Origin of the sequence: Rathayibacter sp. AY1B8 (genome assembly GCF_002932775.1) — a bacterium.
Classification (GTDB): domain Bacteria; phylum Actinomycetota; class Actinomycetes; order Actinomycetales; family Microbacteriaceae; genus Rathayibacter.
In genome coordinates this window covers 1-24,453 of record NZ_PSWJ01000017.1, presented here as the reverse complement: position 1 = coordinate 24,453, position 24,453 = coordinate 1, and the positions used below count along the sequence as shown (strand labels likewise).

The following is a 24,453-nucleotide window of genomic DNA, read 5'->3' as shown; positions in this document are numbered from 1 at the left end:
GCGGCCGGCAGCCGGAGGTGCCCGCGCTCGCTCCCGGGCCGGCCCCGGCCGACGGGAGATCCGCGACGGAGCATCGACTCTCGCTACATGCGTCGGCTAACGTGGCGCCCAGCACGCCCGGCAGTGCTACGTCCCGCCCGCGGGACTGTCAATGGGGGTCCGGCGTGTCTCCCGCCCGATTCCCCGCACCGGGGTCCGAGCGGATACCGTCCCCCGAGGAGCCGTCCGCCAGGGCCGGCCCGATGAACGAAGGGGGCCCGTGGCCACGCTCATCTACGGACCGCAGAACCTCGAGATCGAATTCGAGGAGCGCGTCCTCGCGCACCTGAAGGTCGCCGTCCTCTCGAAGCTGCGCCGCAACGAAGCCTTCTCGCTCTCGTGGATGGAGGACGCCTCCACCGGACACGGCCGGAGCTCCGTCTGGCTGCACCCGTCGGTGCCGCTGCACTTCCGCTTCACCGAGGCGCACCAGCCCAAGCTCAACCGCGCGTGGATCGAGCAGATGCTCAGCGTCGCCAGCATGCACGGCGAGCTCTCGGTCCTGCCGGAGCCCGAGGAGCAGCGCCAGGGCTCCTGAGCTCCGCTGCTCCTGGGCCCCGCTGCCCCCTGATCGCGCGGCCGTCAACCCCGTCCCCTCTGCGGGGGACGCGAAGTACCGTCGAGAAGACGTCCCCGGAACCATCGGCGGACGTCGACGGACGGAGACGACCATGACGGACACCGCGCGAGCAACCGGCCTGCCCACCCTCACCCCGGTGCGGACGCTCCGCAAGGAGCAGCCGATCGAGCCGCGCCGCGTGCCGGACTCCGTCTCCGTCGGCTCCCAGCCGGTCATCGGCTGCCGGATCGACGTGAGCGGCCGCTCCTTCGTCGTCGAGCTCGACATGGCCGGCATCTTCCTGCGCCAGGTGCGCCGGAGCCTGCGCGAGGGCGAGGGCGGCCTCGTGCTGCTGCGCCACGTCGACGGGATCGAGATGATCCCGTTCTCGCGCGCAACGCCGTTCGACGTCTCGGACATCGTCTGCCCCGAGGGCGTCGACCCCGCGGACGCCCGCTCTGCCCTGGGGCTCCGCGACCGCTGATCCGCGACGGGCGGGGTGCTCCGCCCCGCGCCCGCCGCTGAGCGGGGTCAGACGGGCAGCGACGCCTCGATCAGGTCGACGATCCGCGGGTCGTCGGGCTCGACCGTCGGGCGGAACCGGTGGACCGTGCCGTCGGCCGTGATCAGGAACTTCTCGAAGTTCCACTTCACCCGGCCGGCCTTGCCGTTCTCGTCCTCCGCCTTGGTGAGCTCCGCGTAGAGCGGGTGCGCCGAGCGGCCGTTGACGCGGACCTTCTCGAACATCGGGAAGGTGACCCCCCAGGTCGTCGAGCAGTACGCCTTGATCTTGTCCTCGTCGCTCAGCTCCTGGAGGAACTGGTTGCTCGGGAAGCCGAGGACTGTGAATCCGCGCTCCCCGTAGCTCTTCTGCAGGGCCTCGAGCTTCTCGTACTGCGGGGCGAGGCCGCAGCGGGAGGCGACGTTGACGATCAGCCGCACCGGCGGGTAGTCGGCGAGGGTCGACGTGGCGCCGTCGATCGTGGTGAGGGGGATGTCGGCGATCGTGTCGGGCACGGAGGGCTCCTTCGGACGTGGTGCGTCGACGCTACTCCCCGCCGCCGAGGGAACCCCGAGTCGTCGAGGGAGCCCGCTGCTGCGGGTTCCCGCGATGGTCCGGGGTTCCCTCGGCGCGCGCCTGCCTCCACCATGGGGGGATGGCCGCCTCGCAGCAGATCGTCTCGGTCGGCGGGCGGAGGCTGCGGCTGACGAACCTCGACAAGGTCGTCTACCCGGAGACGGGCTTCACCAAGGCCGACGTGCTCTCCTACTACGCCTCCGTCGCCTCCGCGATGCTGCCCCATCTCGCGCGCCGCCCGGTCACCCGGAAGCGCTGGGTCGACGGAGTGGGCACCGCCGAGCATCCGGGCGAGGTCTTCTTCGAGAAGAACCTCCCCTCCTCCGCCCCCTACTGGCTGAGCCGGACCCGGCTCGCGCACTCGTCGCGCGACGTCGAGTACCCGCTGGTCGACGACGTCGCCGGGCTCACCTGGCTGGCGCAGCAGGCGGCGCTCGAGCTGCACGTCCCCCAGTGGCGGGTGGGCTCCGACGGCGAGCGCCGTCCGCCCGACCGCCTCGTGCTCGACCTCGACCCGGGCGAGGGTGCCGGACTCGCCGAGTGCGCCGAGGTCGCGTTCCTCGCCCGCGACCTGCTGGAGGGGATGGGGCTGGCTCCGCTGCCGGTGACCAGCGGGAGCAAGGGGATCCACCTCTACTGCCCGCTGGACGCCTCCGCCTCCAGCGACCAGATCTCGGCGGTCGCGCACGAGCTGGCGCGCGCGCTCGAGTCGGACCACCGCGACCTCGTCGTCTCGGACATGAAGAAGACCCTGCGCGAGGGCAAGGTCCTCGTCGACTGGAGCCAGAACAGCGCGGCGAAGACGACCATCGCCCCCTACTCCCTCCGCGGGCGCCTCAGGCCGGCGGCCGCCGCGCCCCGCACGTGGGAGGAGCTGGGTGCCGACAACCTGCGCCACCTGTCGCCCGACGAGGTGGTGGAGCGGCTGCGGAGCGACGGCGACCTCCTCCGCCCGCTGCTCGCCGCCCGGGGTGCCGGGCTCGAGCCGACCCCGGAGCGGATGGCGGGCTTCGCCGCGACGGACGCCTCCTCCGACCGCCTGGCGACCTACCGCAGCATGCGCGACGCGTCGAGGACGCCGGAGCCGGTGCCCGAGGCGGGGTCCGCGGGCTCCTCCTCGGGCGACTCCTTCGTCATCCAGGAGCACCACGCGCGGCGCCTGCACTACGACTTCCGGCTCGAGCACGACGGCGTCCTGGTCAGCTGGGCGGTGCCGAAGGGCCCGCCGCTGGAGGGCGACCCCAACCGGCTCGCGGTGCAGACCGAGGACCACCCCCTCGAGTACGCGACCTTCGAGGGGACGATCCCGGCCGGCGAGTACGGCGGCGGCGAGGTGCGCATCTGGGACGAGGGCACCTACGCGCTCGAGAAGTGGCGCGAGGGGAAGGAGGTGATCGCGGTGCTGACCGGCCGCCCCGACGGCGGGCTCGGCGGCGAGCCCCGTCGCTACGCCCTGCTGCACACGGGCTCGAGGGAGGACGCCGAGAAGAACTGGCTCCTGCACCTGATGGCGCCGGGTCCCGCTCACGAGCACGGGACGCAGCGACGGGGCCGGGCGGCCGCGTCCGCCGCGTCGCCCGCTCCCCGCCCCGCACCCTCCGCAGACCGCCCGGCCGAGGACTCCGCTCCGCGCCGCCACCGCCCCATGCTCGCCACGGCCGGACGCCGCGGCGACGTGGACCCCGGGGCCGCGATCGAGATGAAGTGGGACGGCTACCGCGCTCTCGTGCGGGTGCAGGGCGGCACCGCGACCCTCACGAGCCGCAACGGCAACGACCTGACCGCGGCGTTCCCCGACCTGCTCGCCCCGCTCGCCGAGGCCGCCGCCGACGCCGTGCTCGACGGCGAGATCGTCGCCCTCGACGCTCGCGGGCGCCCCGACTTCGGCGCCCTGCAGACCCGCGGCGGGCTGACGAAGCCGCGCGAGATCGAGGCGGCCGCCCGGTCCACTCCGGTGCACCTGATGGTCTTCGACCTGCTCGAGCGCGCAGGAGAGGACCTGACCGGGAGCGACTACGACACCCGTCGCTCGGCACTGGTCGAGCTCGTCGACGAGAACGAGCGCGTGCACGTCCCGTCCGTGTTCGACGGCGACCTGGAGGAGGCGATGGCCACCAGCCGCACCCTCGGCCTCGAGGGCGTGGTCGCCAAGCGCCGCGACTCGCGCTACCAGGAGGGCAGCCGCTCGCGCGACTGGATCAAGCTCACCCACCACCGGCTGCAGGAGGTCGTGATCGTGGGCTGGCGCGAGGGCGAGGGCGGCCTCCAGGGGTCGGTCGGGGCGCTGCTGACCGCGATCCCCGGCGAGGACGGGCTCGCGTACTCGGGCCGTGTGGGCACCGGCTTCAGCGACCGCGAGCGCCGCGGACTGGTCGACCGCCTGGCCGAGCACGCCACCGAGGAGCCCGCCGTCTCCGTCCCTCCGCTCGAGTCGCGCGGCGTGCACTGGGTGTCGCCCGTCCTGGTCGGCGAGGTCCGCTACCGCGAGCGCACCGCCTCCGGCACCCTCCGCCAGCCGGTCTGGCGCGGCTGGCGCGCCGACAAGGCCGCCGAGGACGTCCGCGTGGAGGAGCCGGGCAGCTGACCCTCCGGTCTTCCGACTGCGAGGCCCGGCATCGCCGCTCGCGCCGCCGATCCGCTGCGGCCCCGGGTACCTCAGTCCAGGCGCACCCCGCGCAGCAGGAGGAGGGTCGCGCCGACCGCGGCACCGGTGCCGATGAGGACACCGCCCGCTCCGGCCGCTGCCGCGAGGACGCCGAGGAGGCTGGGCAGGGCGATCAGCCCGAGGCGGTTCCCGGCCAGGCGCAGCGCGAGGGCGCGGCCGTGGCGGTCGGCGGGGGTCCGCTCGATCAGCCACGACATCGTGATGGGCTGGCCGATCCCGAGGCCCAGGCCGAGGGCGGCGACCGCGACGAAGAGGAGCACGGTCGGCGCGGGCAGGGCGATCAGCACCAGGCAGAGCGCCGAGATCAGGATGCCGCCCACCATCACCCGGGTGCGCCCGAGCCGGGCGGTGGCCGCGCCGAGGAGGAGCCGCGAGGCCATCGACGCGAGCGCGCGCACGGTGAGCAGGGCTCCGACGACGCCGGCCGGGAGCCCGCGCTCGGCGCCGAGGGCGGGGAGGTAGACGACGGTCAGGTCGACGGCGGCGACGACGGTCGCGCTGGTCAGCAGGGCGCGCGCGAGGCCCGGCACCCGGAGGAGACCGAGCGTCGAGCCCGGAGCCGCCGCCCCTTCCGCCGCGGGTCCGCGCGGGGACGGGCTGCGGATCCCCGCCGTCGAGACGAGCAGCAGCACCGCGAGGATCCCGCCCACGAGGAACAGCGGCGCCGGGTCGGGCCGCACCGAGCCGCCCGCGAGCACCGGGATGAATGCGGGCCCGATCGCCTGCCCGAGCGACGCGGCGAACGTGTAGTAGCCGAAGCGGCTGTCGAGCCGCGTCCCTCCGGTGCCGCCCGCGACGACGGTCTGCTGCCCGACCACGCAGCCCAGGTGCCCCGCGCCGAGCAGGGCGATGCCGAGGAGCAGCCCCGCGACGCTCCCGCCCGCCAGGAGCAGCACCGCGGCCGCTCCCACCGCGACGAGCGAGCCGACGGCCATCACGGCCCGGGCGCCGACCCGGTCGACCAGCCCGCCCACCGGCAGCGCGATCAGCAGCGGCACCAGCGCGAACGAGGCGCCGAGCGCCCCGAGCGCCCAGGCCGGCACGTCGAGCCGGATCGCCTGGTAGACGGCGGCCGGCCGGAGCAGGAACGCGACGGCCTGGATGAGCACGGCGTGCGCGAGCAGGGACGGAGTCGCCAGGCGGTTCCGCACGCGCGCTCCTTCCCGCGGCGCTCGGCCGAGCACCCGCTCCCCCATCCTCCTCCCGGTGCCGCCGCCGAGTCGCCCGGAAAGGATCGTCCTGCCCCCTCGAGAACGGGCCTTCTCGTGCGACTCAGCCCCGCGGCGGCGGCGAGGGGAGCGCGTGCGCGGGCAGGGTGCCGAGGCGGTGCCGGCCGCGGAGGAGGAACCAGGCCAGGCCGATCCCGACGACCGCGGCGATCACGACGACCGCGCTCCAGCGCAGCTCCTCCCCGTAGACCTCGACGCGCGGCCACGCGAGGTCGACCGTCATCGCCGCGCCCCAGAGCACCGCGACGACGTTCACCGGCAGGCCCGCGCGGCCGAGCGAGAAGCGCCCGGGCGCGGCTGCGGGCCACCGGCCGCGGAGCCGGGCGACCAGCAGCGGCACCGTCACCAGCAGGTAGGCGAGGTAGATCAGGATGACCGCCACGCTCGTCACGGCCGTGAAGATCGCCGGCGTCCCGATGTTCACGACCAGGATCAGCACCGCGAGCACCCCCACGACCAGCGCCGGCGCCACCGGTGTCGCGCGCCGCGGGTCGACGCGGGCGAGCACGCGGCTGCCGGGCAGGGCGTTGTCGCGGGCCATCGCGAAGATCAGTCGGATGGCCGCGGTGTGGACCGCCAGCGCGCACACCGTGATCGCGACGACCACGCAGAGCAGGAGGACCGTTCCGAGGGGGCCCCCGAGCACCTGCAGTACGATCCGCTGCAGCCCGCCCGACGCCTGCCCGAGCGCCGGGTCGGCGAGGTCGGGCGCCGAGAGGATGCCCAGGAGCAGGATGAGGCCGCCGAGGACGAAGGAGGCGGTCACCGCCCGCAGGATCGCCGTCGGCGCGGTCCGGCGCGGGTCGACCGTCTCCTCGCCGAGCGAGCCCGCGGTGTCGAACCCGTACATGACGTACGCCGACGCGATCGCGGCGATGAGGAACGCGCCGGCGTACCCGCCCGGCGTGCTCCCGCCGTAGCCGCTGGTGTCGAGGAGCACGGTCGGCGGATGCACCACGTTCACCGCGAGCACCGCCACCAGCAGCACCGCCGCGACGAGCTCGATCAGCACGCCGACGCTGTTGATCCGGGCCATCAGGCGCACGCCGCGCGCGTTGACCGCGGTGGTGAACGCGATCAACAGCGCTCCCCAGACCACCGCGCTCACCCCCGCGGAGCCGCCGAGCTGGAACCCGCTCCAGATCTGCGGGAGCGTCGCCTGGTACGCCAGCACGACGGCCGCGAGCGTGACCACGGACGCGGTGGCCATCAGCCAGCCCGCCAGCCAGCTCACCGTCGGCCCGGCCACGCGCTTGCTCCAGTTGTAGACGGAGCCGGCGACCGGGTAGCGGGCGGCGAGCTCGGCGAAGCACAGGGCCACCATGAGCTGCCCGGCGAACACGATCGGCCAGGACCACCAGTAGGCGGGACCGCCGAGAGCGAAGCCGAAGGAGAAGAGCTGGAACGTGCCGGTCAGGATCGAGATGTAGCTCACGCCCGCGGCGAAGCTGCCGAAGCGGCCGATCCCGCGGGTGAGGGAGGGGCGGTACCCGAACTCAGCGGTCCCGTCGTCGACGTCCTCGGTGGTGCTCATCGGGCTCCCCCTCGCGGGCGCGCTCGTCGCACCGAGGTCAGGATGCCAGCCGCCGCCCGGCCGCACGACTCCCCCGTCCCGGGCGTCCGCCGGCGGGTGCTCAGCGCTCGCCCCGCTCCCGGTGCACAGGACCCGGGCGGCCCACGTGGACGGGAATGGCGTCAGCCGTGCGCCGCGAGCCGGGTGCGCTGGGGCACCAGGAGCTCGAGCAGCTCCTCGACCCCGTCGACCCGCTGCGGCTCGACCGGGTGCCCGGGTCCGCACGGCTTGTAGGCGGGCGGATCCACGTTCAGGACGTGCCCGACGGGCCGCCCCTTCTCCCAGACCGTGAGGAGGAAGGCGCCGTCCCGCTCGTCGGGGGCGCCGATCTCGAAGACCCGGCCGCGCACGATGGCGCACTGCGGCTCCTTGCGCGCGAGGCGCACCCAGAAGGGATGGTCTCCGGTCATCGTGCCCGTCCTCCCCGGCCGACCCGCGGCCGTGCCCGTAGCGGTCGACCGGTGATCGTGTCGTCGGCGACCCGCAGGGCCACGGTACGTCCGCCTCCCCTCAGCCGATCAGGGGGTTCACTGCGGAGCCTCGCAGTGGTAGCGGACGCCGGTCGCATCCGGGTCCGCACCACGGGGAACCACTCACTGCTCGTAGGAGTCCTCGTAGTCGGCACCACTGGTCAGCTCGCCGTCGCCGGGCTGCACGGGATGCTCGCCGGTGAGCGCGTCGATCCGCTCGCGCAGCCGTGCCACCTCCGCCGCGTTGTCCGGCTCGGGCAGGTCGCTCGGCGTGGTCTCGACGATGAGGGCGGCCGCGGCGTTCACGAGGAAAGTGGCGTCGACCGTCCCGCCGTCCGCGCCGATCCCCGTGTACTCGACGGTGTCGGCCGCGCCCTTCGAGGCGAGGGCGACGGCGTACTCGACGAGTGCGTCGGCCGCCTCGTCCCCCACCAGGATCGTCTTGTCGGCGAAGAGGATGTGCTTCATGCCGCCCATGCTCGGCAGCGCCGGCTGCGTGGAGGGAGGAGGTTGACAGAGGACCGCCGCTGACGGAAGACCTGGACAGATCGAGCAGAGAATGGCAGACCGGGTTGTCGGATCCGTCCGGTCTGCGGAAGGGTGGAGGCAACGGCGGGCGTCTGCCGGCCGGAGATCAGGGGCTGGAGACGCCGATGGGGAAGCTGCACTACGACGGGACCGTCGAGATCGACTTCGAGGACCGCGTGCTCGCGCACCTGCAGATCGTCATCACCGCGAAGCTGCGCCGCAACGAGTCGTTCCTGCTCAGCTGGCGCGACGACCACAGCATGGGCGACGGCCGCAGCGCGATCTGGATCCACCCCTCCCACTCGCTCCGCTACAAGTACTTCGGCGGCCGGATGCCCCGCATCAACCCCGCCTGGATCTCCGCGCTCACCGACCTCGCGAACTCCGCAGGCGGGCTGTACGTGATCTCGGAACCCGCCGAACCGGTGCGTCCCCCGGCGAAGGGCGACCAGCTGTGAAGCGCATCGACCTGATCTACAACGGCACCGCCTACACCGTCAACAACAGGAGCCTCGACGAGTTCCGCGCCGCGGTCGAGGCCGCCCTGGCCTCCCCGACCCCGCAGTGGCTGACCGTCAACTACGGCGAGGGTCGCGCGAACCCGGCGCTCCTCCTCATCACGCCGTACACCCCGCTGTCGATCATCACGAACGACTTCGACGAGCTCAACGCAGAGTACGAGTAGCGGCGGACCTCGGGGAGGTCAACCACGTCGTCCGGTCGATCCGCGCCCCGTACCGTCGGGCAGGACCTCGTCGACGTCGTGCGCGGACCCCGCACGGCGACACCCGATCGACACCGCCCGCGCCCCGGCGCGCAGAACAACGGCCGCGGACACCCGGCCAGGAGCCGTGATGACAGATCCCGCCTTCGCCGTCCTCGACGACCTCATCGCCGCCCTCGAGCGTCCCGGCTCGATCGACCCCGGCCTGAGCCGCTCCGTCGCCGTGCAGGCCGCCGTCCTCCGGCTCCCGTCGCCCCGCACCGCGCACCGTCCGCGCCCGACGAGCCGCTTCACGGGCCGTCGGCTTTTGCGCCCGGGCAGCGCAGCCAGGCGGACTCCCGCGCGTCACCGCGTCGTGGTCCCCGCCGGTCCGGCGGAGCGTCGCTCCGAGCGGAGCCGACGGCTGAAATGGGCGCGGTGACCGACTCCGACGCTCTCTGCGACCCGTATCTGCGCGGGTATCCGATCGACGGCGTCGCGATCTCCACGCTCGGCAGCCCCTTCGGCGGCGAGACCGTCGCCGCGAGCGACAGCACCGCGAGCCGGCTGGACGAGATCCAGATCGACCTCGGCGAGGGCCCGTGCTGGGAGGCGATCCGCGCTGCCGGCCCCGTCTCGGTGCCGGACACCGGCGCGGAGGAGCGCTGGCCGCTCTTCACCGAGGCGATCGGCCCCACGGCGGTGCGCGCGGTCTTCGCCTTCCCGCTCTCGATCGCGGGGCTCTCGATCGGCGCGGTCGACCTCTACTCCCGCCGCCCCACGTCGCTCAGCGACTCCCTCCTCGGCCGGATCAGCGCCTCGACCACCGCGACGGCGCTGCTGGTGCTGGCCGCGGTGCTGCGCGACAACGAGGTCGAGGAGAGCACGAATCCGCGCTCGCGACGCGTGGTGCACCAGGCGACCGGCATGATCATCGCGCGCTACGGCAGCACGGCCGAGGAGGCGCAGCTGCTGCTGCGCGCCCACGCCTTCGCCCAGCAGCGCTCCGTCGTCGATGTCGCCTCCGGCATCGTGGCCCGGCACGACGGGTTCCCCGACCGCCCTCTCACCGCCCAGGACGACACATGGTGACGAACTCCCGCGAGCGCAGCGTCATCCAGACGTTCGTCGCCCTCTCCGACACACTGGTCGACGACTACGACGTCGTCGACTTCACCCAGACCCTCGTGGAGAGCAGCGCGACCCTCTTCGACGCCGTCTCGGCGGGGCTCGTCCTCGCCGACTCCACCGGCTCCCTCGAGGTGCTCGCCTCCACGGACGAGGACACCCGGCTGATCGAGCTGCTTCAGCTCGACAGCGGGTCGGGCCCGTGCATCCAGTGCTTCGAGACCGGGCGGCCGGTGATCGTCGAGGACGCCCGCGCCGTGGGCGAGGAGTGGGCGGAGTTCCGGACGCTGGCGGTCGAGCTCGACGTGCTCTCGGCGCACTGCGTGCCGATGCGGTCGGCGGGGACGACGATCGGCTCCCTCAACCTCTTCCAGGCCCGGCCGGGGCGGCTCGATCCTGACGACATCGCGGTCGTGCAGGCGTTCGCCGACGTCGCGACGATCGGGATCCTGCACCAGCGCGCGCTCCAGCAGAGCACGGTCACCCAGGAGCAGCTGCAGCACGCCCTCGACAGCCGGGTGCTGATCGAGCAGGCGAAGGGGATCCTCGCCTACGCCCACCGCACCACGGTCGAGCAGGCCTTCGAGGTGCTGCGGGTCCGCGCGCGAGCGACGTCGACCCCGATCACGACGCTCGCCCAGGAGATCATCCGCGACTACCGGCGCTGACGCTCCGCGCCAGCGGAGCAGGAGCGAGGCGGATCCGCGCCGGCGGCGCCGCGGCTCGGAGCTCAGTACTCGTTCTCGAGCTCCCACGTCGCGCGGGGGTCGACGTCCGAGGCGGGCACCGGACCGCCGGCGCCGTCGAGCGCGTCGAGGCGCTCGAGGATCTCGTCGCTCGACTCCGCCGCTGCGCTGCCGCTGCCCGCGACCACCAGGGGGACGCCGAGCCCGACGGTGAGCGTCACGACGGAGGAGGGGGCCGAGTCGTCGGCGACGCTGACCGTGCTCATCCGATGCTGCTGCGCGAGCGCGAGCGAGTAGCGGACGACGGCGTCGGCGGTCGCGTCGTCGAGGGAGAGGGAGCCACCGGTGTGGAAGAGCGTCGTCATGGTCAAGTCCTCGCAGGGCAGGCGGATGGGCATGGTTCCGTCACCGGGGGCCAGGATGCGGTGCGCTCACGCTACGCCCCGGGCGCTCGCGGGTGCAGGTCTTGCGCCGAGGCGCGCCCCTGTCGCATGGTTCGCTCCCGACGCCGGAGCAATTCCGCCATGGCTCTGAGGCGGCTCACATGTTAACGTGAACACACGCGTCGGTCCCCTCGGCTCGACGCATCCCTCCCCCGAAGGAAAGGTCTCGACGATGAGACGACGCTCCCCGGAGCCCCCTGCCGCCGCGCCTCGGCGCCGCGTGCGATCCCTCTTCCTCTCCGCTCTCGCCTGCACGAGCGTCGCCCTCACCGGCGCTCTCGTCCCCGTCTCGGCGCAGGCCGTCGACGTCCCGGCGCCCACCGCGCACTACGACATGTCGCACGCCGGCTCGGCCCTGCTCGACATCTCGGGCAACGGACGCAACGCCACCCTGACCGGCCTCACCGACGCGTCCTTCGCGAACGCCGGCGGCGACCAGGTCGCCCGGTTCAAGAACGACGGCTACGCGAGCCTCCCCCAGGGCCTGGTCACCGGAGCCGACAACGCCTTCGCCGTCGAGTACACGGTGAAGACGCAGACCACCGCCAACCAGTTCGGCTGGGTCATCGGCGACGGCGTCGGCCCGTGGAACACCACGCAGCTCGGCAACCACGTCTTCGTGAACCCGCGCAACCCCGACGGCTCGCCCAGCGGACAGGTCCTCGCGGGCATCCGCGTCAAGGAGCCCACCAGCAACGGCGAGACCCGCATGCCGTTCGGCGGCACGCTCAACCCCGGATTCACGACGCTCACGCTCGTCGGCACCGGCACCGGCTCGAACACCGTCCTCACGCTCTACCGCGACGGCACGCAGATCTCGACGGCGAACACGGCGAAGTCGATGGCGAGCATCGTCCCGACCGGATCCACGCTCGGCTACCTCGGGCGCTCGCTCTACACCGGAGACGCCCTGGTGACCGCCGACGTCACCGACGTGAAGTTCTGGGACACCTCCCTCACCGCCGAGCAGGTCGCCTCGAGCATGCCGACCGCCGACGCGAAGGCGTCCGCGACCTCCGCCCTGCTGCGCTCGGACATCCAGCCCGTCCTGCTGGCCGGCAACCCGTCGCTGACCCAGGTCTCCTCGAACCTGACGCTGCCCGCCTCCAGCAGCGGCGTCCCGCTCACCTGGACCTCCTCGAACAGCGCGGTCGTCTCGACCACCGGCGTCGTCTCGCGCACGATCGCGCAGAACACCCCGGTGACTCTGACGGCGACCACCGCTCAGGGCGCGACGATCGCCTTCGACGTCGTCGTGCTCGCCCCGAGCATCAACGACGACCTCGACGCGCTGAAGCTCGCCACGCGCACGACCGAGAACCTCCCCCTCGCGGTGAAGGGCGCCAAGAACGGCACCGACATCACCTGGACCTCGTCCGACCCGGCGCTCGTCACCCCGACGAACACGTCCTACGCCGCTCCGGCGGTCGGCGCGGCCGACCCGTACCGCGGCGGCGGCGTCGTCACCCGGCCGGCCTACGGCTCCGGCGACAGGACCGTCACCCTCACCGCGAAGGCGACGCTCAACGGAGTCACCGAGACGCGCGCCTTCACCCTGACCGTCGCCGAGCTCGGCCGCACCGCTCCCGACGCGGGCTACGCCTCGGCGTACTTCAAGTCGGACGGCGACGAGAAGATCTACCAGGCCGCGACCTCGGGCAACGACTTCTTCACCTTCTCGCCGGTCAACGGCGGCAAGGCGGTCATCACCTCGACGACCGACACGAAGGGCCTGCGCGACCCGTTCATCCTCCGCTCGCACAACGGCGACAAGTACTACATGGTCGCCACCGATCTCTGCATCTCCTGCGGCACGAACTGGGGCGACGCCCAGTCCACGGGCAGCCTGAAGATCGAGGTCTGGGAGTCGACCGACCTGGTGCAGTGGACCCGCACCAACGGCGCCGACACCGGCATCACGGTCAACCAGCCGGCCGCCGGCATGACCTGGGCGCCCGAGGCGTACTGGGACGACGCGCTGCAGTCCTACGTCGTGTTCTTCTCCTCGCGCCTCTACTCCGACGCGACGAAGACCAACAACGACAAGCTCTACTCCCGTGTCTTCTCGGTGATCACCCGCGACTTCCGCACCTTCACCGCTCCCCCCGCCACCTGGCAGGACACGGGCTACGCGCGGATCGACTCCACGATCACGAAGATCGGCGACTACTACTACCGCTTCACCAAGAACGAGGAGGGCGGCGCCGCCGGCATCCTGGAGGCCGGGAAGGACATCTTCCTCGAGAAGTCGAAGGTCCTGACCGCCGGGACGACCTCCTCGAACTGGAGCGCCGACCCGAACACCACCTGGCAGCTCACCGACACCCGGATGACCTCGCTCGAGACCGGCCAGGCCGGCGAGGGACCCGAGATCATCAAGCTGAACGCGGGCGACCCGAACGACACCACCGGCACGGGCGACGGCTACGCCTTCCTCGTCGACAACTACGGCGACGGCGGCTACAAGGCCTTCCTCACCTCCGGAGCGGCGATCGCCGGCAGCTCGCAGACGAACCGCCTCTCGCAGTCGGCCGACTGGAACGTCTCGCCCAAGAGCCGCGCCGGCCTCCCGACCAGCCCGCGGCACGGCGCGTTCGTGAGCGTCCCGCAGACGGTCCTCACCGCCATGAAGAACTGGACCGGCGTCACCGCCGTCGACTCCACCACGACCCTCACCGCCGACGGCCGCACCGTCACGGCGACGGTCGTAGCGGCCGACAAGGGCGACGTCGTCGGCTCGGTCACCTTCACCGGCGGCTCGTGGACCTCGACCGTCCCGCTCTCCGGCGGCTCCGCGAGCGTCTCGGTCCCGGCGGGCGTGACCGGTGTCACGGCCTCCTACACCGGGTACGCGGACAAGCTGGTGCGCACGTCGGTCTCGGCCGCCGTCCCGCTGGACACCCTCGAGCTCGCCCCCGCCGCCACGACGCGCTGCGTCGCCGGCAAGGTCGTGCTCACGGTGACCGTGAAGAACACCGACACCGCTGCCGCGGACGTCACGATCACCTCGGCCTACGGCTCGAAGTCGTTCACCGCGATCGCACCCGGATCGTCCGCCTCCGCCGCCTTCACCACCCGCCTGGCCTCGATGCCGGCCGGCACGGTGACGGTGACCGGATCGGCGACCGGCCAGCCCGCGTTCACCGCGACGGTCCCCGTGGCCGCCGCGCGCTGCTGAGGCACTGACGACGAAGGGCCCCCTCCTGCGCTCGCGCGGAAGGGGGCCCTTCGTCGTTCCCGGGTCAGACGGTGGGAGCGAGGAGGTCCGCGTGGTGGACGGCCGCCACGTTCGGGTGGGCCCGGAGCCGGTAGCGCAGCGCGTTCTCGCCGTAGGTCTCGAGGATCGGCGCGTTCGTCGGATCGACCGAGAGACCGGACTTGAGCTCCTCGGGCAGCGGGAGCGAGGGCATGGTCGCCGAGAGCGCGGGATTGAAGAAGAACGGGATCGAGATCCGGTCCGTCCCGATCAGCGGCGAGATGACGCGGTGCAGCGTGGCCTTGAGGTAGCCGCCGGTGGCGAGCTCCAGCATCTCGCCGATGTTGACGACGAACGCGCCCTCCATGGCCGGCGCCTCGATCCACGAGCCGTCGTGCTCGACCTGCAGGCCGCCCTTGCCGGGCTCCACCAGCAGCAGCGTCAGCACGCCGCCGTCGCGGTGCGCGCCCACGCCCTGCTTGGGCTCCGGGTCGGAGGTGCCCGGGTAGCGGACGACCTTCACCAGCGAGAACGGCCGCTCGGCGAACGCCTCGTCGAACACGTCCTCCGGGGCGTCGAGCGCGACGGCCCAGGTGCGCAGCAGCCGGATCGCGACCGCGGCGAGCTCCGCGTGCCAGCGCTCGAAGACCTCGCGGAACTCCGGCAGCGCCTCGGGCCAGAGGTTCGGCCCCTCGAGGCGCTCGTAGTCGGCGACGCCGGGCCCGGCGGGAACGGCCGGTCGGTCGATGCCGATGTCGACCTGCTCGCGGTAGTCGACGTCGCCGTTGGTGAGCTCGGCGCCGAAGCGGGTGTAGCCGCGGAACTGCGGGCTGAGGGTGTTCTCGATCGCGAGCTTCTCCTCCTCCGGCAGGTCGAAGAAGCGGCGGGAGACGGCGACGACGTCGTCGAGGAGGTCCTGGGGCACGCCGTGGCCGATGAGGTAGAAGAAGCCCACGTCGTGCGTGGTCTCCCGGAGGTCGCGGCGGAAGGCGGCGGCCTCCGCCTCCCCCCGGTCGAGGCGGGACAGGTCGAGGATCGGCAGGGAATCGGTCATGCACCGACTCTCGCGCACGGACCTGCACAGCAGTCGATTGTTACGACAACCAAAACGGCGGGCCCCGCCACGGCGCGGAAGAGGTTCCTCCGCTCCGCGACCGGGCCCGCCGTGAGCGCCGAGTGTTACGGCGTGGGCATGCCGCCGTTGACGTGCAGCGTCTCGCCGACGACGTAGCTCGACTCCGGGGAGGCGAGGAACACGTAGGCGGGAGCGAGCTCGGCCGGCTGGCCCCAGCGTCCGAGCGGCGTCTGCGAGCCGACCTCGGGCAGCTTGTCGGACGGCTGGCCGCCCGCGGTCTGCAGCGGCGTCCAGATCGGGCCCGGGGCGACGACGTTCACGCGGATCCCCTTGGGCGCGAGCTGCTGCGCGAGCGCCTTCGAGAACGTGTTGATCGTGGCCTTCGTGCTGGCGTAGTCGACCAGCATCGGCGACGGCTGGTAGGCCTGGATCGACGAGGTGCTGATGATCGCGGAGCCCGGGGCGAGGTGCGGCACGGCCGCCTTCGTCATCCAGAACATCGCGTAGACGTTGGTCTTGAAGGTCTCGTCGAACTGCTCGTCCGAGAGCTCGAGGAAGTCCTCGACGTGCTGCTGCTTGCCCGCGTTGTTGACGAGGATGTCGAGTCCGCCCAGGCCCTCGACGGCCTTCGCGACGGCGCCCACCGCGAAGTCGTGGTCGGTGATGTCACCGGGGATGGCGACGGCGGTGCGTCCGGCCTCCTCGATCAGCGCGACGACCTTCTTCGCGTCCGACTCCTCCTCGGGGAGGTAGACGATCGCGACGTCGGCGCCCTCGCGGGCGTAGGCGATGGCGACGGCCGCGCCGATGCCCGAGTCGCCTCCGGTGACGAGCGCCCTGCGCCCGGTCAGGCGGCCGGAGCCGCGGTAGCTCGACTCGCCGCGGTCGGCGGGGTCGTCCATCTTCGAGTCGAGGCCGGAGCCCTCCTGGTACTGGGCCTCCGTGTCGATGTCGGCGAACATCGCGGTCGGGTCTTGGAACGTGTACTGGTCGTTCTGCGGAGTCTGGTCGTTCTGCGAAGTCATGTCTCGACGCTAGGCGCGCGGGATCGGCGGCCGCGCGTGCTTGACAGCCTCGATCCGCCAGGACACAGGAGGTCTTCAGGAGCCGCGGAGCCCCCCGGATCGGGGAGAATGGTGCGGTGACCCGCGACGACTCCCTGTCCTTCGACACCACGGCGCCGCTGCCCGGCTGGCAGCACGCCTACTCCGGCAAGGTGCGCGACCTCTACACCCCCGACGACGCCGACCCCGTGCTCGGCGCCGACCGCATGCTCGTCGTCGCCAGCGACCGGGTCAGCGCGTACGACGCCGTCCTCGAGCCCGGGATCCCCGGCAAGGGCGAGCTGCTGACCACGCTCTCCCTCTGGTGGTTCGCGCAGCTCTCCGACGTCCCCAACCATCTGATCCCGGGCGCGATCCCCGAGGCGGTCCGCGGCCGGTCGATGCTGGTGAAGACGCTCGACATGTTCCCGATCGAGTGCGTCGTGCGCGGCTACCTCTCCGGCAGCGGCTGGAAGGAGTACCGGGAGACGGGCTCCGTCTGCGGCGTCCCGCTCCCCGAGGGCCTCCAGGACGGCGACGCGCTCCCCGAGCCGATCTACACCCCCGCGTGGAAGGCCCCGCAGGGCGAGCACGACGAGAACATCACCTTCGAGCGCACGGTCGAGATCGTCGGGGAGGAGGCCGCGGAGGCGCTGCGCACCCTCTCGCTCGCGGTCTTCCGCGAGGCGTCCACCATCGCCCTGGCCCGCGGCGTGCTGCTGGCCGATACGAAGTTCGAGTTCGGGGTCGACCGCGGGACCGGAGTCGTCACCCTCGGCGATGAGGTCCTCACGAGCGACTCCTCCCGCTACTGGGACGCCGACGACTACGACGCCGGCATCCGCGGCCGCTCGTTCGACAAGCAGATCGTGCGCGACTGGCTCTCCGACAACTGGGACGGCCAGGGCCTCCCGCCGACCCTCCCGTCCGAGATCGTCGAGCGCACGGCCGCGCGCTACCGCGAGCTCATCGAGCGCCTCACGCGCTGAGGCACCGGAACGACCTGTGGACGATCACCACCCTCGCGTCCGGCTGGAGGCCCGCGGCGAGGATCCGGACGAGGCGCGGCACAGCCTCGCGCGGCTCTACAACGGCGACGAGTGGCGCGCCGCCACCACCGCGGCCGACTTCAGCTACCGCTACGCCGCCATCGGCGACGGCGGGATGACCCTCCGCACCTCGCGGATGTCCGGGCGCCTCGCGGGCGGCGTGGGCGACTCGGACGACGTCGTCGTGCAGTGGATCGTGGGCGGCTCCGGCCGGATCGACGTCGGCCGCGCCTCGATCGCGATGGAGGAGAACCGTCCCGTCCTCTTCCCCGTCGGCCGGCCGTTCGCCTTCGACTACGTCGACTTCGACCAGCGCCTGGTGCACCTCGACCGGGGAGTGGTCGACCGGGTCGCCGCCGAGCGCGGCCTCGTCGGGTCCCTCGTCTTCGACTCCGAGCACCGCCCCGACGCCGCGGCGATCCGCCGCTGGCGCACGGCCGTCGCCGACTCCGCCCGCGCGCTGCGCAGCGAGCGCGTCGAGCCGCTGCTCTGGGACGAGCTCACCCGCGCCACGGCCTCCGCGCTGCTCGACCTCTACCCTCCGGAGTCCGCTCCGGTCCCGCCCGAGCTCCTCGCCCCCCGGAACGCACGGATCCGCACGGCCGTCGAGTACGTGCACGCCCACTGCAGCGAGCCGATCGGCCCCGCCGAGATGGCGGCGGCGTCGGGCCTGACCGTCCGGGGCCTGCAGTCCGCGTTCCAGCGGGTGCTCGGGATGCGCCCGATCGCCTACCTGCGCCTGGTGCGGCTCGACCGCGCCCGAGTGGAGCTGGCGGCGAGCCCGCCCCACGGGACGACGGTCGCCGCCGTCGCCCGGCACTGGGGCTTCGGGAACGCGGGCCGCTTCAGCGCGGCCTACGCGGAGCGGTTCGGCGAGTCGCCGAGCGCCACCCTGCAGAGCTGATCAGTCGACGAGCTCGGGCGGCGGCTGCCCCTCGAGGATGCGGCTGAGGCCGTCGAGCAGCACCGCGACGGTCGCGGCCTCCGACTCGGGCACCTTCGCGACCATCGCGCGGATCTGCTCGTAGGTCGGGTCGTCGGTGCCGACGATGGCCTTCTGCGCGCGTTCCGTCAGGCAGAGGATGCGGCCGCGGCCGTCGGACGGGTCGGGAGTGCGGTCCACGTAGCCGGCGCGGGCGAGGCGGTCGACGAGGAGGGAGACGGCCGCCGTCGTGATCGACAGGGCCGCGGACAGGTCGACGGCGCGGACGATCTCGTCGCGCCGCTCCCCAACCCCGATCAGCCGCAGGGCCGCGAGATCCGTGGCGCCGATGCCCAGGCGCCGCTCCACGCGGCCGTCGTAGTCGCGCTCCGCCGTGCGCAATCGCGCGAGCAGAGCGAACAGGTCTGGCCGAGCGTCCATCGAGGTGCACCTTCCGAGCGGCAGGCGCCCCGGACGGGAACTCGCTGCCCCTATCGAACCACTTCTCCGGCGATCGGACGGCGTGTGTCCCGAAAGCGCAGTCGGCGCCGAGACTGTTAGTCAACCGACTTAGCAATACCTAGTGTCGACGGTGCGGCACGCCTTCCGTGCGCCGCCGACGGTGAGGAGGTGCGCGCGATGGGACGACTGCTCTACGGCGCACCCGCCAGCTCGCACTCCTTCGAGGACCGCGCCCTGGCCCACCTCCAGACCGTGATCACCTCGCGGTTCCGCCGCGGCGAGGGCTTCCTCCTGACGATCGAGGACGCCGAGGGCCGCCGGTCCGAACTGTGGCTCCACCCCGGCATCCCCACCCGCTACGAGTACGACGGCACCGCCGCGATCGAGCTGAACCCGCACTGGCTGCGCGAGCTCTCGAACGCCTCGAACGGCCGCCTCGGCCTCCACCTCCTCCCCGAAACCTCGTCGCCCGACGACCTCTCCGTGAAGAAGATCCCCGCATGAGCGACCACAACGGCACACTGTTCCGGCGCGGAGGCACCGTCCGCTTCGTCCGCTGGATCTCCTCCCGCGACGGCGGCTGGGCCCCCGAGATCGTCCAGGGGCGCTACCTCGAGCGCGACGACCGCGGCTGGCTGGTCGAGATCGAGGGCACCCCGACGGTGCTCGCGAAGGACGACTGGGCCGTCTACCGCTGACCGGCTCTGCGCTCGGCGTACTGTTGAGCAGGTGCGTTCTCGTGATCGCCGCGGCATCACCTCGGCTCCCCTCCTCCTGACGACCATCGGAACGACGAGCCTCGTCTTCCTCTGCGCGTTCGAGTCGCTCGCCGTGACGACGATCATGCCGATCGTCAGCGCCGACCTCGACGGTCGCGCCCTCTACCCCCTGGCCTTCGCGGCGACGCTCGCCGCCGCCGTGGTCGGGATGGTCGCGGCCGGATCCTCCGCCGACCGCCGCGGCCCGACGCCGTCGCTCGTGGTCGCGATCCTGCTCTTCACCCTGGGTCTCGTCGCCGCGGGCGCCGCGCAGGCGATGCCGGTCTTCGTGGCGGCCCGCCTGCTGCAGGGGCTGGGCAGCGGAGGGATCACCGTCACCCTCTACGTGCTCGTCGCGCGGGTCTACCCGAGCGAGCTGCATCCGAGGATCTTCGGCGCCTTCGCCGCGGCCTGGGTCGTGCCGTCGCTGGTGGGGCCGCTGGTGGCCGGAGTCGTCGCCGAGCTCGTGAGCTGGCACTGGGTCTTCTTCGGAGTCGTCGCCCTGGTGGCCCTCGCGAGCGCTGCGATCGCGCCGACGCTCCGCTCGCTGGAGCCGCGCGAGCGCCTCCCCTTCGACCGCCGGGCAGTGGGCCGCATCGCCCGCGCCGTGGTCGTCTCGGCCGGAGTCGTCGTGCTGAGCACGAGCGCCGAGCTCGCGCCCGATCTCGCCGGGCTCCTGGCCGCGGCCGCCGTGGTGGTCGTGGTCGTGGCGGTTCGCGCGCTCCTGCCCGCCGGCACGCTGCGCGCCCGGGGCGTCCTGCCGTCGGTGATCCTCCTCCGCGCCCTCGTCGCCGCGGCGTTCTTCGGCACCGAGGTCTACCTGCCGCTGCTGCTCTCGGAGCAGTACGGCCTGCCGCCCTGGCTCTCGGGCGCCATGCTCACCGCGGGCGCCGTCTCCTGGGCTCTCGGCTCGAACATCCAGGGACGCCCGGGCACCCGCCTCAGCCACGGCGGAGCGATGCGGCTCGGCACGTCGCTCGTGCTCGCCGGCATCGGAGTCGTGCTGCTCGTCACGGTGCTCGCCCTCAGCCCGATCGTCGCGGGCGTGGGCTGGTTCCTGGCCGGCGGCGGCATGGGCACGATGTTCCCGCGGATGGGGACGATGACGCTCGCGCTCTCCGCTCCGGGCCGGGAGGGCTTCAACAGCTCGGCCCTGCAGATCGCCGACTCGACCGGCGCCTCGGTCTCCCTCGCGCTGACGGGCCTTCTCGCGGCGGCGGTCACCGGGCTGATCGGGGCCGGGACCGGGGTCTTCGCCGCGACCTTCTCGTACGCCGCGCTGATCGCGATCGTCGCGGTCGGTCTGGCCGGCCGGCTCGACGGGCTCCTGCGCCGCGAGGGACGCCGGGAGCCCGCCGAGCAGGCTCAGCTGTAGAGCGACTCCGGCACGTCGAGGCCGTAGATCGCGCGGCCGGACGACCAGATCACCGAGCAGGCGGCCCGGAGCAGATCGGTCGCGTCGTCGCCGGCGTCCACGATCACCACGGAGTCGCCGTCGAGGCGGACCTTGGCGCCGCGGACGGCGTGCGTGCCGTTCCGCGAGACCGTCGTCGCCGGGTAGGGCAGGTGCAGCTCGCGCAGGTCGCCGAGGATGTACGTCGGCCGGAGCTTGGGCTCCGCGGCGAGGAGCTGCTTGGCCCGGTCGATCCCGGTGAGCACGTGGGCGCTCTCCATGTCGGCGCGGTTCGCGCCGGCGATGTCGGTGTCGAGCCGGTCGCCGAGGAACAGCGGGTTCGTCGAGCCGAAGCGCGCGGTCGCCGCGTCGAAGATGGCCCGCTCGGGCTTGCCCGCGACGACCGGGAGCCGGCCGACCGCGGTGTGCACGGCCGAGACGAGGGTCCCGTTGCCCGGGGCGATGCCGCGCGCGACGGGGATCGTCCAGTCGGTGTTCGTCGCGACCCACGGGATCCCCGTGTGGAGCGCGAACGAGGCCTCGGCCAGCTGCTCCCAGCCGACCGTGGGCGCGAAGCCCTGGATGACCGCCGCCGGCGAGTCCTCCGCGCTGCGCGTCACGGTGAACCCGGCGCGCTCGACCTCGGAGGTGAGGCCCTCCGCCCCGACGACGAGGATCGTCGAGCCGGCCGGCACCAGGTCGGCGAGCAGCACGACCGCTGCCTGCGGGGAGGTGACGACGTCCTCGGGCCGGACGCTCAGCCCCAGCTCGGAGAGGTGCCCGGCGACGGAGGCGTCCGTGCGGGAGGCGTTGTTGGTGATGTAGCCGACCCGCAGCGTCTCGGCCGCGCGGTTGAGGCTCTCCACCGCGAAGGGGATCGCGTCAGCGCCCTTGTAGACGACCCCGTCGAGGTCGGCCAGGACGGAGTCGCGGCCGTCGAGCGGAGTGGGCTCAGTCCTGCTGCTGCGGAACATCGGCGTCCTCCTCGGTGGTGTCGGCGGATTCGACCGACTCGTCGGCGGTCGGGTCAGCCGAGTCGAGAGCTTCATCCGGGTCCGTCTCGGCGAGATCGTCCGACTCGAGGGACTCGTCCGCGAAGGTCGGCTCGTCCGTGTCGACGACGTCGGCCTCGGCGTCAGCGGTCGCATCGGCGTCGTCCGCGTCCGCGTCGTCGTCGTCGGCGATCTCCTCGGAGACGGTCCGGTGGACCTCGTCCTCGTCCGCGTCGTCGACGGCGGTCGGGCCGTCCTCGTCGTCCAGGTAGTCGTCCGCGTCGTCGACCGCGGTCCCTTCCTCAACGCGATCGGGAGCGGACTCGGCCTCCGCCGACTCGTGCTCCTCCTCGATCACCTCGATCGTCTCGTCGTCACCGCCGCCCTCGGCCGCGAAGACGGCCTGCGCCGCGATGTCAGCGCGACGCTGCCACTCGGCCGCCTCCTCGGAGCGGCCGACCTCCTCGAGGACGAGCGAGTAGGCGGCGAAGAGATCCGGGCTGTACGAGAACGCGCGGTCCGGGTCCAGCTGCGGGATCTCGAGCTCCATGAGAGCGAGCTCCGCCTGCCCGAGGTCGAGGCGGGCGCCGGACATGGCGATGGCCAGCGACACCTGCGCGCCGGGGCTCAGCGTGGTGCGGTCGATCGACCGACCCAGCTCGAGCGCCTTGTCGGGCCGGCCCACGCCGCGCTCGGAGTCGACCATCAGCGGCACCTGCTCGTCCGAGCCGGAGATCCGACGGAAGGTCCGCAGCTCGCGCAGCGCCAGGGCGAAGTCGCCCGTCGCGTACGCCGAGATGGCCAGCGACTCGCGGACAACGGCGATGCGTCCCGCGCGGCGGGCCGCCGAGAGCACGTGGCGGTGCGCCAGCTCGGGGTCCTCCTCGAGGAGGCGGCCGGCCATCACCAGGTGACGGGCGACCCATTCGGCGTTGTCCTTCGAGAGCGTGCGCAGCTCGTTGCGGGCGACCTTGTCGAGGTCCTTGGCCTGCACGTCGTCCGGAAGGTCCGGGTCGTCGTGGCGCGGACGCACCGACTGGAGGGAGCGCCGCTCGCGCTCCTCCTCGGTGAGCTCCGGCTCCTCGCGGGGGCCGCCGCGTCCGCCGCCGAAGCCCTCGCGTCCGCGTCCGCCGCCCTGGCGGTCTCCGCCGCCCCGACGATCGTCCGACCACGGCCTGCTTCCCCCATCGCGCGATCCACCGCGGAACGGCGGACGCGAGTCCCCGTCACGCTGCGGACGAGAGTCGCCACCACCAGGGTAGGAAGGGCGGGAGTCACCATCACGCTGCGGACGCGAATCTCCACCGCCACGGTAAGGAGGACGGGAGTCCCCGTCACGCTGGGGACGCGACTCGCCACCGCGATAGGGAGGCCGAGAGTCACCGTCCCGCTGCGGACGCGAGTCGCCACCGCGATAGGGAGGACGCGAGTCCCCATCGCGCTGTGGACGGGAATCCCCACCCCCGCGGTAAGGAGGACGAGAGCCGCTGTCACGCTGCGGACGCGAGTCGCCGCCACCGCGGTACGGAGGACGCGAGTCACCATCACGCTGCGGACGCGAGTCGCCGTCACCGCGATAGGGAGAACGAGACTCACCATCGCGCTGTGGACGGGAATCCCCACCACCACGGTAAGGAGGACGAGAGTCGCCGTCTCGCTGCGGACGAGAGTCGCCACCGCGATAAGGAGGACGAGAGTCCCCATCGCGCTGCGGACGGGAATCCCCACCACCACGGTAAGGAGGACGCGAGTCACCATCACGCTGCGGACGAGAGTCCCCACCGCCACGGTAAGGAGGACGGGAGTCCCCGTCGCGCTGCGGACGGGAATCGCCACCACCACGGTAAGGAGGACGCGAGTCACCACCACGCTGCGGACGCGAATCCCCACCTCCACGGTAAGGAGGACGGGAGTCCCCATCACGCTGCGAACGGGAGTCCCCATCACGCTGCGGACGCGAGTCCCCACCACCACGGTACGAAGGACGAGAGTCCCCGTCGCGCTGCGGACGGGAATCGCCACCGCCACGGTACGGAGGACGCGAGTCACCATCACGCTGCGAACGGGAGTCGCCACCGCCACGATAGGGAGGACGAGCATCACCGTCGCGGCGGGGGCGGGAGTCGCCCGAGCCGCCGCGATCGTTCGAGGAGCGGCCGGGGCCGCCGGCGCGAGGCGGCCGCTCGTCACGACGTCCGGAGTCCCGGTCGTTGCGGTCGGATCCTGAGTCGTCCATGCGTTCCTCGCCTGTCGTGGTGATGCTCTGTGGAGTTGACCCGCCCGAGGGCGGGGAGGACGGCCGTAACCGTCGCACCACCCTAACCCGCACCGCGCTCCAGTGAGCAGCGGGGATCCGAGGTGCTGGTTAAACAGCGATGGCCACCCATTTCTGGGTGGCCATCGTGAATGGTGTCCGGCGGTGTCCTACTCTCCCACAGGGTCCCCCCTGCAGTACCATCGGC

The 24,453-nt window shown here is 72.6% G+C and carries 26 protein-coding genes; 15 read left to right on the top strand and 11 right to left on the bottom strand.

Annotated elements, in window-relative coordinates:
- Positions 1–259: 259 nt before the first annotated feature.
- Positions 260–577 carry a hypothetical protein gene (locus C5C63_RS11140; protein ID WP_244229547.1) on the top strand — a complete coding sequence of 106 codons (318 nt, stop codon included), beginning with the start codon at positions 260–262 and terminating at the stop codon, positions 575–577.
- 133 nt (positions 578–710) lie between these two features.
- On the top strand, positions 711–1,082 hold the full coding sequence (locus C5C63_RS11135) for a hypothetical protein (RefSeq protein WP_104326062.1): 372 nt from the start codon (positions 711–713) through the stop codon (positions 1,080–1,082).
- A 47-nt stretch (positions 1,083–1,129) separates the two neighbouring features.
- Here the strand turns inward: C5C63_RS11135 and C5C63_RS11130 are convergent, their stop codons facing one another.
- Positions 1,130–1,615 (bottom strand): glutathione peroxidase, encoded by a 486-nt coding sequence (locus tag C5C63_RS11130; RefSeq protein WP_258065439.1) that lies wholly within the window; start codon positions 1,613–1,615, stop codon positions 1,130–1,132.
- A gap of 140 nt (positions 1,616–1,755) precedes the next feature.
- On the opposite strand from C5C63_RS11130, the gene C5C63_RS11125 reads away from it, so the two are divergent.
- Positions 1,756–4,260 (top strand): ATP-dependent DNA ligase, encoded by a 2,505-nt coding sequence (locus tag C5C63_RS11125; RefSeq protein ID WP_104326061.1) that lies wholly within the window; start codon positions 1,756–1,758, stop codon positions 4,258–4,260.
- Positions 4,261–4,331: 71 nt separating this feature from the next.
- Here the strand turns inward: C5C63_RS11125 and C5C63_RS11120 are convergent, their stop codons facing one another.
- The 4 genes from C5C63_RS11120 to C5C63_RS11105 form a co-directional block, all read right to left on the bottom strand.
- Positions 4,332–5,492, bottom strand: a complete 1,161-nt coding sequence (locus C5C63_RS11120) for an MFS transporter (protein ID WP_258065438.1) — start codon at positions 5,490–5,492, stop codon at positions 4,332–4,334.
- A gap of 121 nt (positions 5,493–5,613) precedes the next feature.
- Positions 5,614–7,104: an APC family permease gene (locus C5C63_RS11115; RefSeq protein WP_104326060.1), complete on the bottom strand. Its 1,491-nt coding sequence runs from the start codon at positions 7,102–7,104 to the stop codon at positions 5,614–5,616.
- 161 nt (positions 7,105–7,265) lie between these two features.
- The gene (locus C5C63_RS11110; RefSeq protein ID WP_104223782.1) at positions 7,266–7,553 is read right to left on the bottom strand and encodes a hypothetical protein; all 288 of its coding nucleotides are present in this window, start codon (positions 7,551–7,553) and stop codon (positions 7,266–7,268) included.
- A gap of 183 nt (positions 7,554–7,736) precedes the next feature.
- Positions 7,737–8,081, bottom strand: coding sequence for a hypothetical protein (locus C5C63_RS11105; protein WP_104326059.1), 345 nt, complete (start codon positions 8,079–8,081; stop codon positions 7,737–7,739).
- 185 nt (positions 8,082–8,266) lie between these two features.
- Here C5C63_RS11105 and C5C63_RS11100 point away from each other — a divergent pair, with 185 nt between their 5' ends.
- The 5 genes from C5C63_RS11100 to C5C63_RS11080 all read left to right on the top strand — a co-directional run bounded on the left by C5C63_RS11100 (position 8,267) and on the right by C5C63_RS11080 (position 10,640).
- A complete protein-coding gene (locus tag C5C63_RS11100; RefSeq protein ID WP_104233818.1) occupies positions 8,267–8,599 on the top strand; it encodes an ATP-dependent DNA ligase in 333 nt (110 codons plus the stop codon).
- Positions 8,596–8,826 carry a hypothetical protein gene (locus tag C5C63_RS11095; protein ID WP_104326058.1) on the top strand — a complete coding sequence of 77 codons (231 nt, stop codon included), beginning with the start codon at positions 8,596–8,598 and terminating at the stop codon, positions 8,824–8,826. The genes C5C63_RS11100 and C5C63_RS11095 overlap by 4 nt, the downstream gene beginning before the upstream one ends.
- Before the next feature lie 169 nt (positions 8,827–8,995).
- Positions 8,996–9,286, top strand: coding sequence for a hypothetical protein (locus tag C5C63_RS11090; RefSeq protein WP_104326057.1), 291 nt, complete (start codon positions 8,996–8,998; stop codon positions 9,284–9,286).
- Entirely contained in the window at positions 9,274–9,936 is a 663-nt protein-coding gene (locus tag C5C63_RS11085; protein WP_104223787.1) for a GAF and ANTAR domain-containing protein, read from the top strand. Before C5C63_RS11090 ends, C5C63_RS11085 begins: the two co-directional genes overlap by 13 nt.
- On the top strand, positions 9,930–10,640 hold the full coding sequence (locus C5C63_RS11080; protein WP_104239019.1) for a GAF and ANTAR domain-containing protein: 711 nt from the start codon (positions 9,930–9,932) through the stop codon (positions 10,638–10,640). The genes C5C63_RS11085 and C5C63_RS11080 overlap by 7 nt, the downstream gene beginning before the upstream one ends.
- Positions 10,641–10,702: 62 nt before the next feature.
- On the opposite strand, the gene C5C63_RS11075 is transcribed toward C5C63_RS11080, so the two are convergent.
- Entirely contained in the window at positions 10,703–11,023 is a 321-nt protein-coding gene (locus C5C63_RS11075) for a hypothetical protein (RefSeq protein ID WP_104282669.1), read from the bottom strand.
- Positions 11,024–11,321: 298 nt separating this feature from the next.
- On the opposite strand from C5C63_RS11075, the gene C5C63_RS11070 reads away from it, so the two are divergent.
- The gene (locus C5C63_RS11070; RefSeq protein ID WP_258065437.1) at positions 11,322–14,279 is read left to right on the top strand and encodes a glycoside hydrolase family 43 protein; all 2,958 of its coding nucleotides are present in this window, start codon (positions 11,322–11,324) and stop codon (positions 14,277–14,279) included.
- 64 nt (positions 14,280–14,343) lie between these two features.
- On the opposite strand, the gene C5C63_RS11065 is transcribed toward C5C63_RS11070, so the two are convergent.
- Complete coding sequence (locus C5C63_RS11065; protein ID WP_104267921.1) at positions 14,344–15,351, bottom strand: isopenicillin N synthase family oxygenase; 1,008 nt, start codon at positions 15,349–15,351, stop codon at positions 14,344–14,346.
- Positions 15,352–15,476: 125 nt separating this feature from the next.
- Complete coding sequence (locus tag C5C63_RS11060) at positions 15,477–16,397, bottom strand: glucose 1-dehydrogenase (protein ID WP_104326056.1); 921 nt, start codon at positions 16,395–16,397, stop codon at positions 15,477–15,479.
- A gap of 116 nt (positions 16,398–16,513) precedes the next feature.
- On the opposite strand from C5C63_RS11060, the gene C5C63_RS11055 reads away from it, so the two are divergent.
- Together C5C63_RS11055 and C5C63_RS11050 are read left to right on the top strand one after the other, a co-directional pair.
- Complete coding sequence (locus tag C5C63_RS11055; protein WP_258059453.1) at positions 16,514–17,404, top strand: phosphoribosylaminoimidazolesuccinocarboxamide synthase; 891 nt, start codon at positions 16,514–16,516, stop codon at positions 17,402–17,404.
- Between the two features lie 16 nt (positions 17,405–17,420).
- Positions 17,421–18,368, top strand: coding sequence for a helix-turn-helix transcriptional regulator (locus C5C63_RS11050; protein ID WP_104263082.1), 948 nt, complete (start codon positions 17,421–17,423; stop codon positions 18,366–18,368).
- On the opposite strand, the gene C5C63_RS11045 is transcribed toward C5C63_RS11050, so the two are convergent.
- Complete coding sequence (locus C5C63_RS11045) at positions 18,369–18,827, bottom strand: MarR family winged helix-turn-helix transcriptional regulator (protein WP_104326055.1); 459 nt, start codon at positions 18,825–18,827, stop codon at positions 18,369–18,371.
- 198 nt (positions 18,828–19,025) lie between these two features.
- On the opposite strand from C5C63_RS11045, the gene C5C63_RS11040 reads away from it, so the two are divergent.
- Genes C5C63_RS11040 through C5C63_RS11030 form a run of 3 tightly spaced genes read left to right on the top strand, consistent with a single transcriptional unit; the run spans position 19,026 to position 20,981 of the window.
- The gene (locus C5C63_RS11040) at positions 19,026–19,352 is read left to right on the top strand and encodes a hypothetical protein (protein WP_104223794.1); all 327 of its coding nucleotides are present in this window, start codon (positions 19,026–19,028) and stop codon (positions 19,350–19,352) included.
- Positions 19,349–19,546: a hypothetical protein gene (locus C5C63_RS11035; RefSeq protein WP_068256013.1), complete on the top strand. Its 198-nt coding sequence runs from the start codon at positions 19,349–19,351 to the stop codon at positions 19,544–19,546. Before C5C63_RS11040 ends, C5C63_RS11035 begins: the two co-directional genes overlap by 4 nt.
- A gap of 31 nt (positions 19,547–19,577) precedes the next feature.
- A complete protein-coding gene (locus C5C63_RS11030; RefSeq protein ID WP_104326054.1) occupies positions 19,578–20,981 on the top strand; it encodes an MFS transporter in 1,404 nt (467 codons plus the stop codon).
- Here the strand turns inward: C5C63_RS11030 and C5C63_RS11025 are convergent.
- Both C5C63_RS11025 and C5C63_RS17060 read right to left on the bottom strand, forming a co-directional pair.
- The gene (locus C5C63_RS11025) at positions 20,972–21,973 is read right to left on the bottom strand and encodes an HAD-IIA family hydrolase (protein WP_104326053.1); all 1,002 of its coding nucleotides are present in this window, start codon (positions 21,971–21,973) and stop codon (positions 20,972–20,974) included. The genes C5C63_RS11030 and C5C63_RS11025 overlap by 10 nt on opposite strands.
- On the bottom strand, positions 21,951–23,024 hold the full coding sequence (locus C5C63_RS17060) for a hypothetical protein (protein ID WP_258065436.1): 1,074 nt from the start codon (positions 23,022–23,024) through the stop codon (positions 21,951–21,953). The genes C5C63_RS11025 and C5C63_RS17060 overlap by 23 nt, the downstream gene beginning before the upstream one ends.
- On the opposite strand from C5C63_RS17060, the gene C5C63_RS16735 reads away from it, so the two are divergent.
- Positions 23,010–24,218 carry a hypothetical protein gene (locus tag C5C63_RS16735; protein ID WP_146086386.1) on the top strand — a complete coding sequence of 403 codons (1,209 nt, stop codon included), beginning with the start codon at positions 23,010–23,012 and terminating at the stop codon, positions 24,216–24,218. The two genes, C5C63_RS17060 and C5C63_RS16735, sit on opposite strands and share 15 nt — an antisense overlap.
- Positions 24,219–24,453 lie beyond the last annotated feature (235 nt).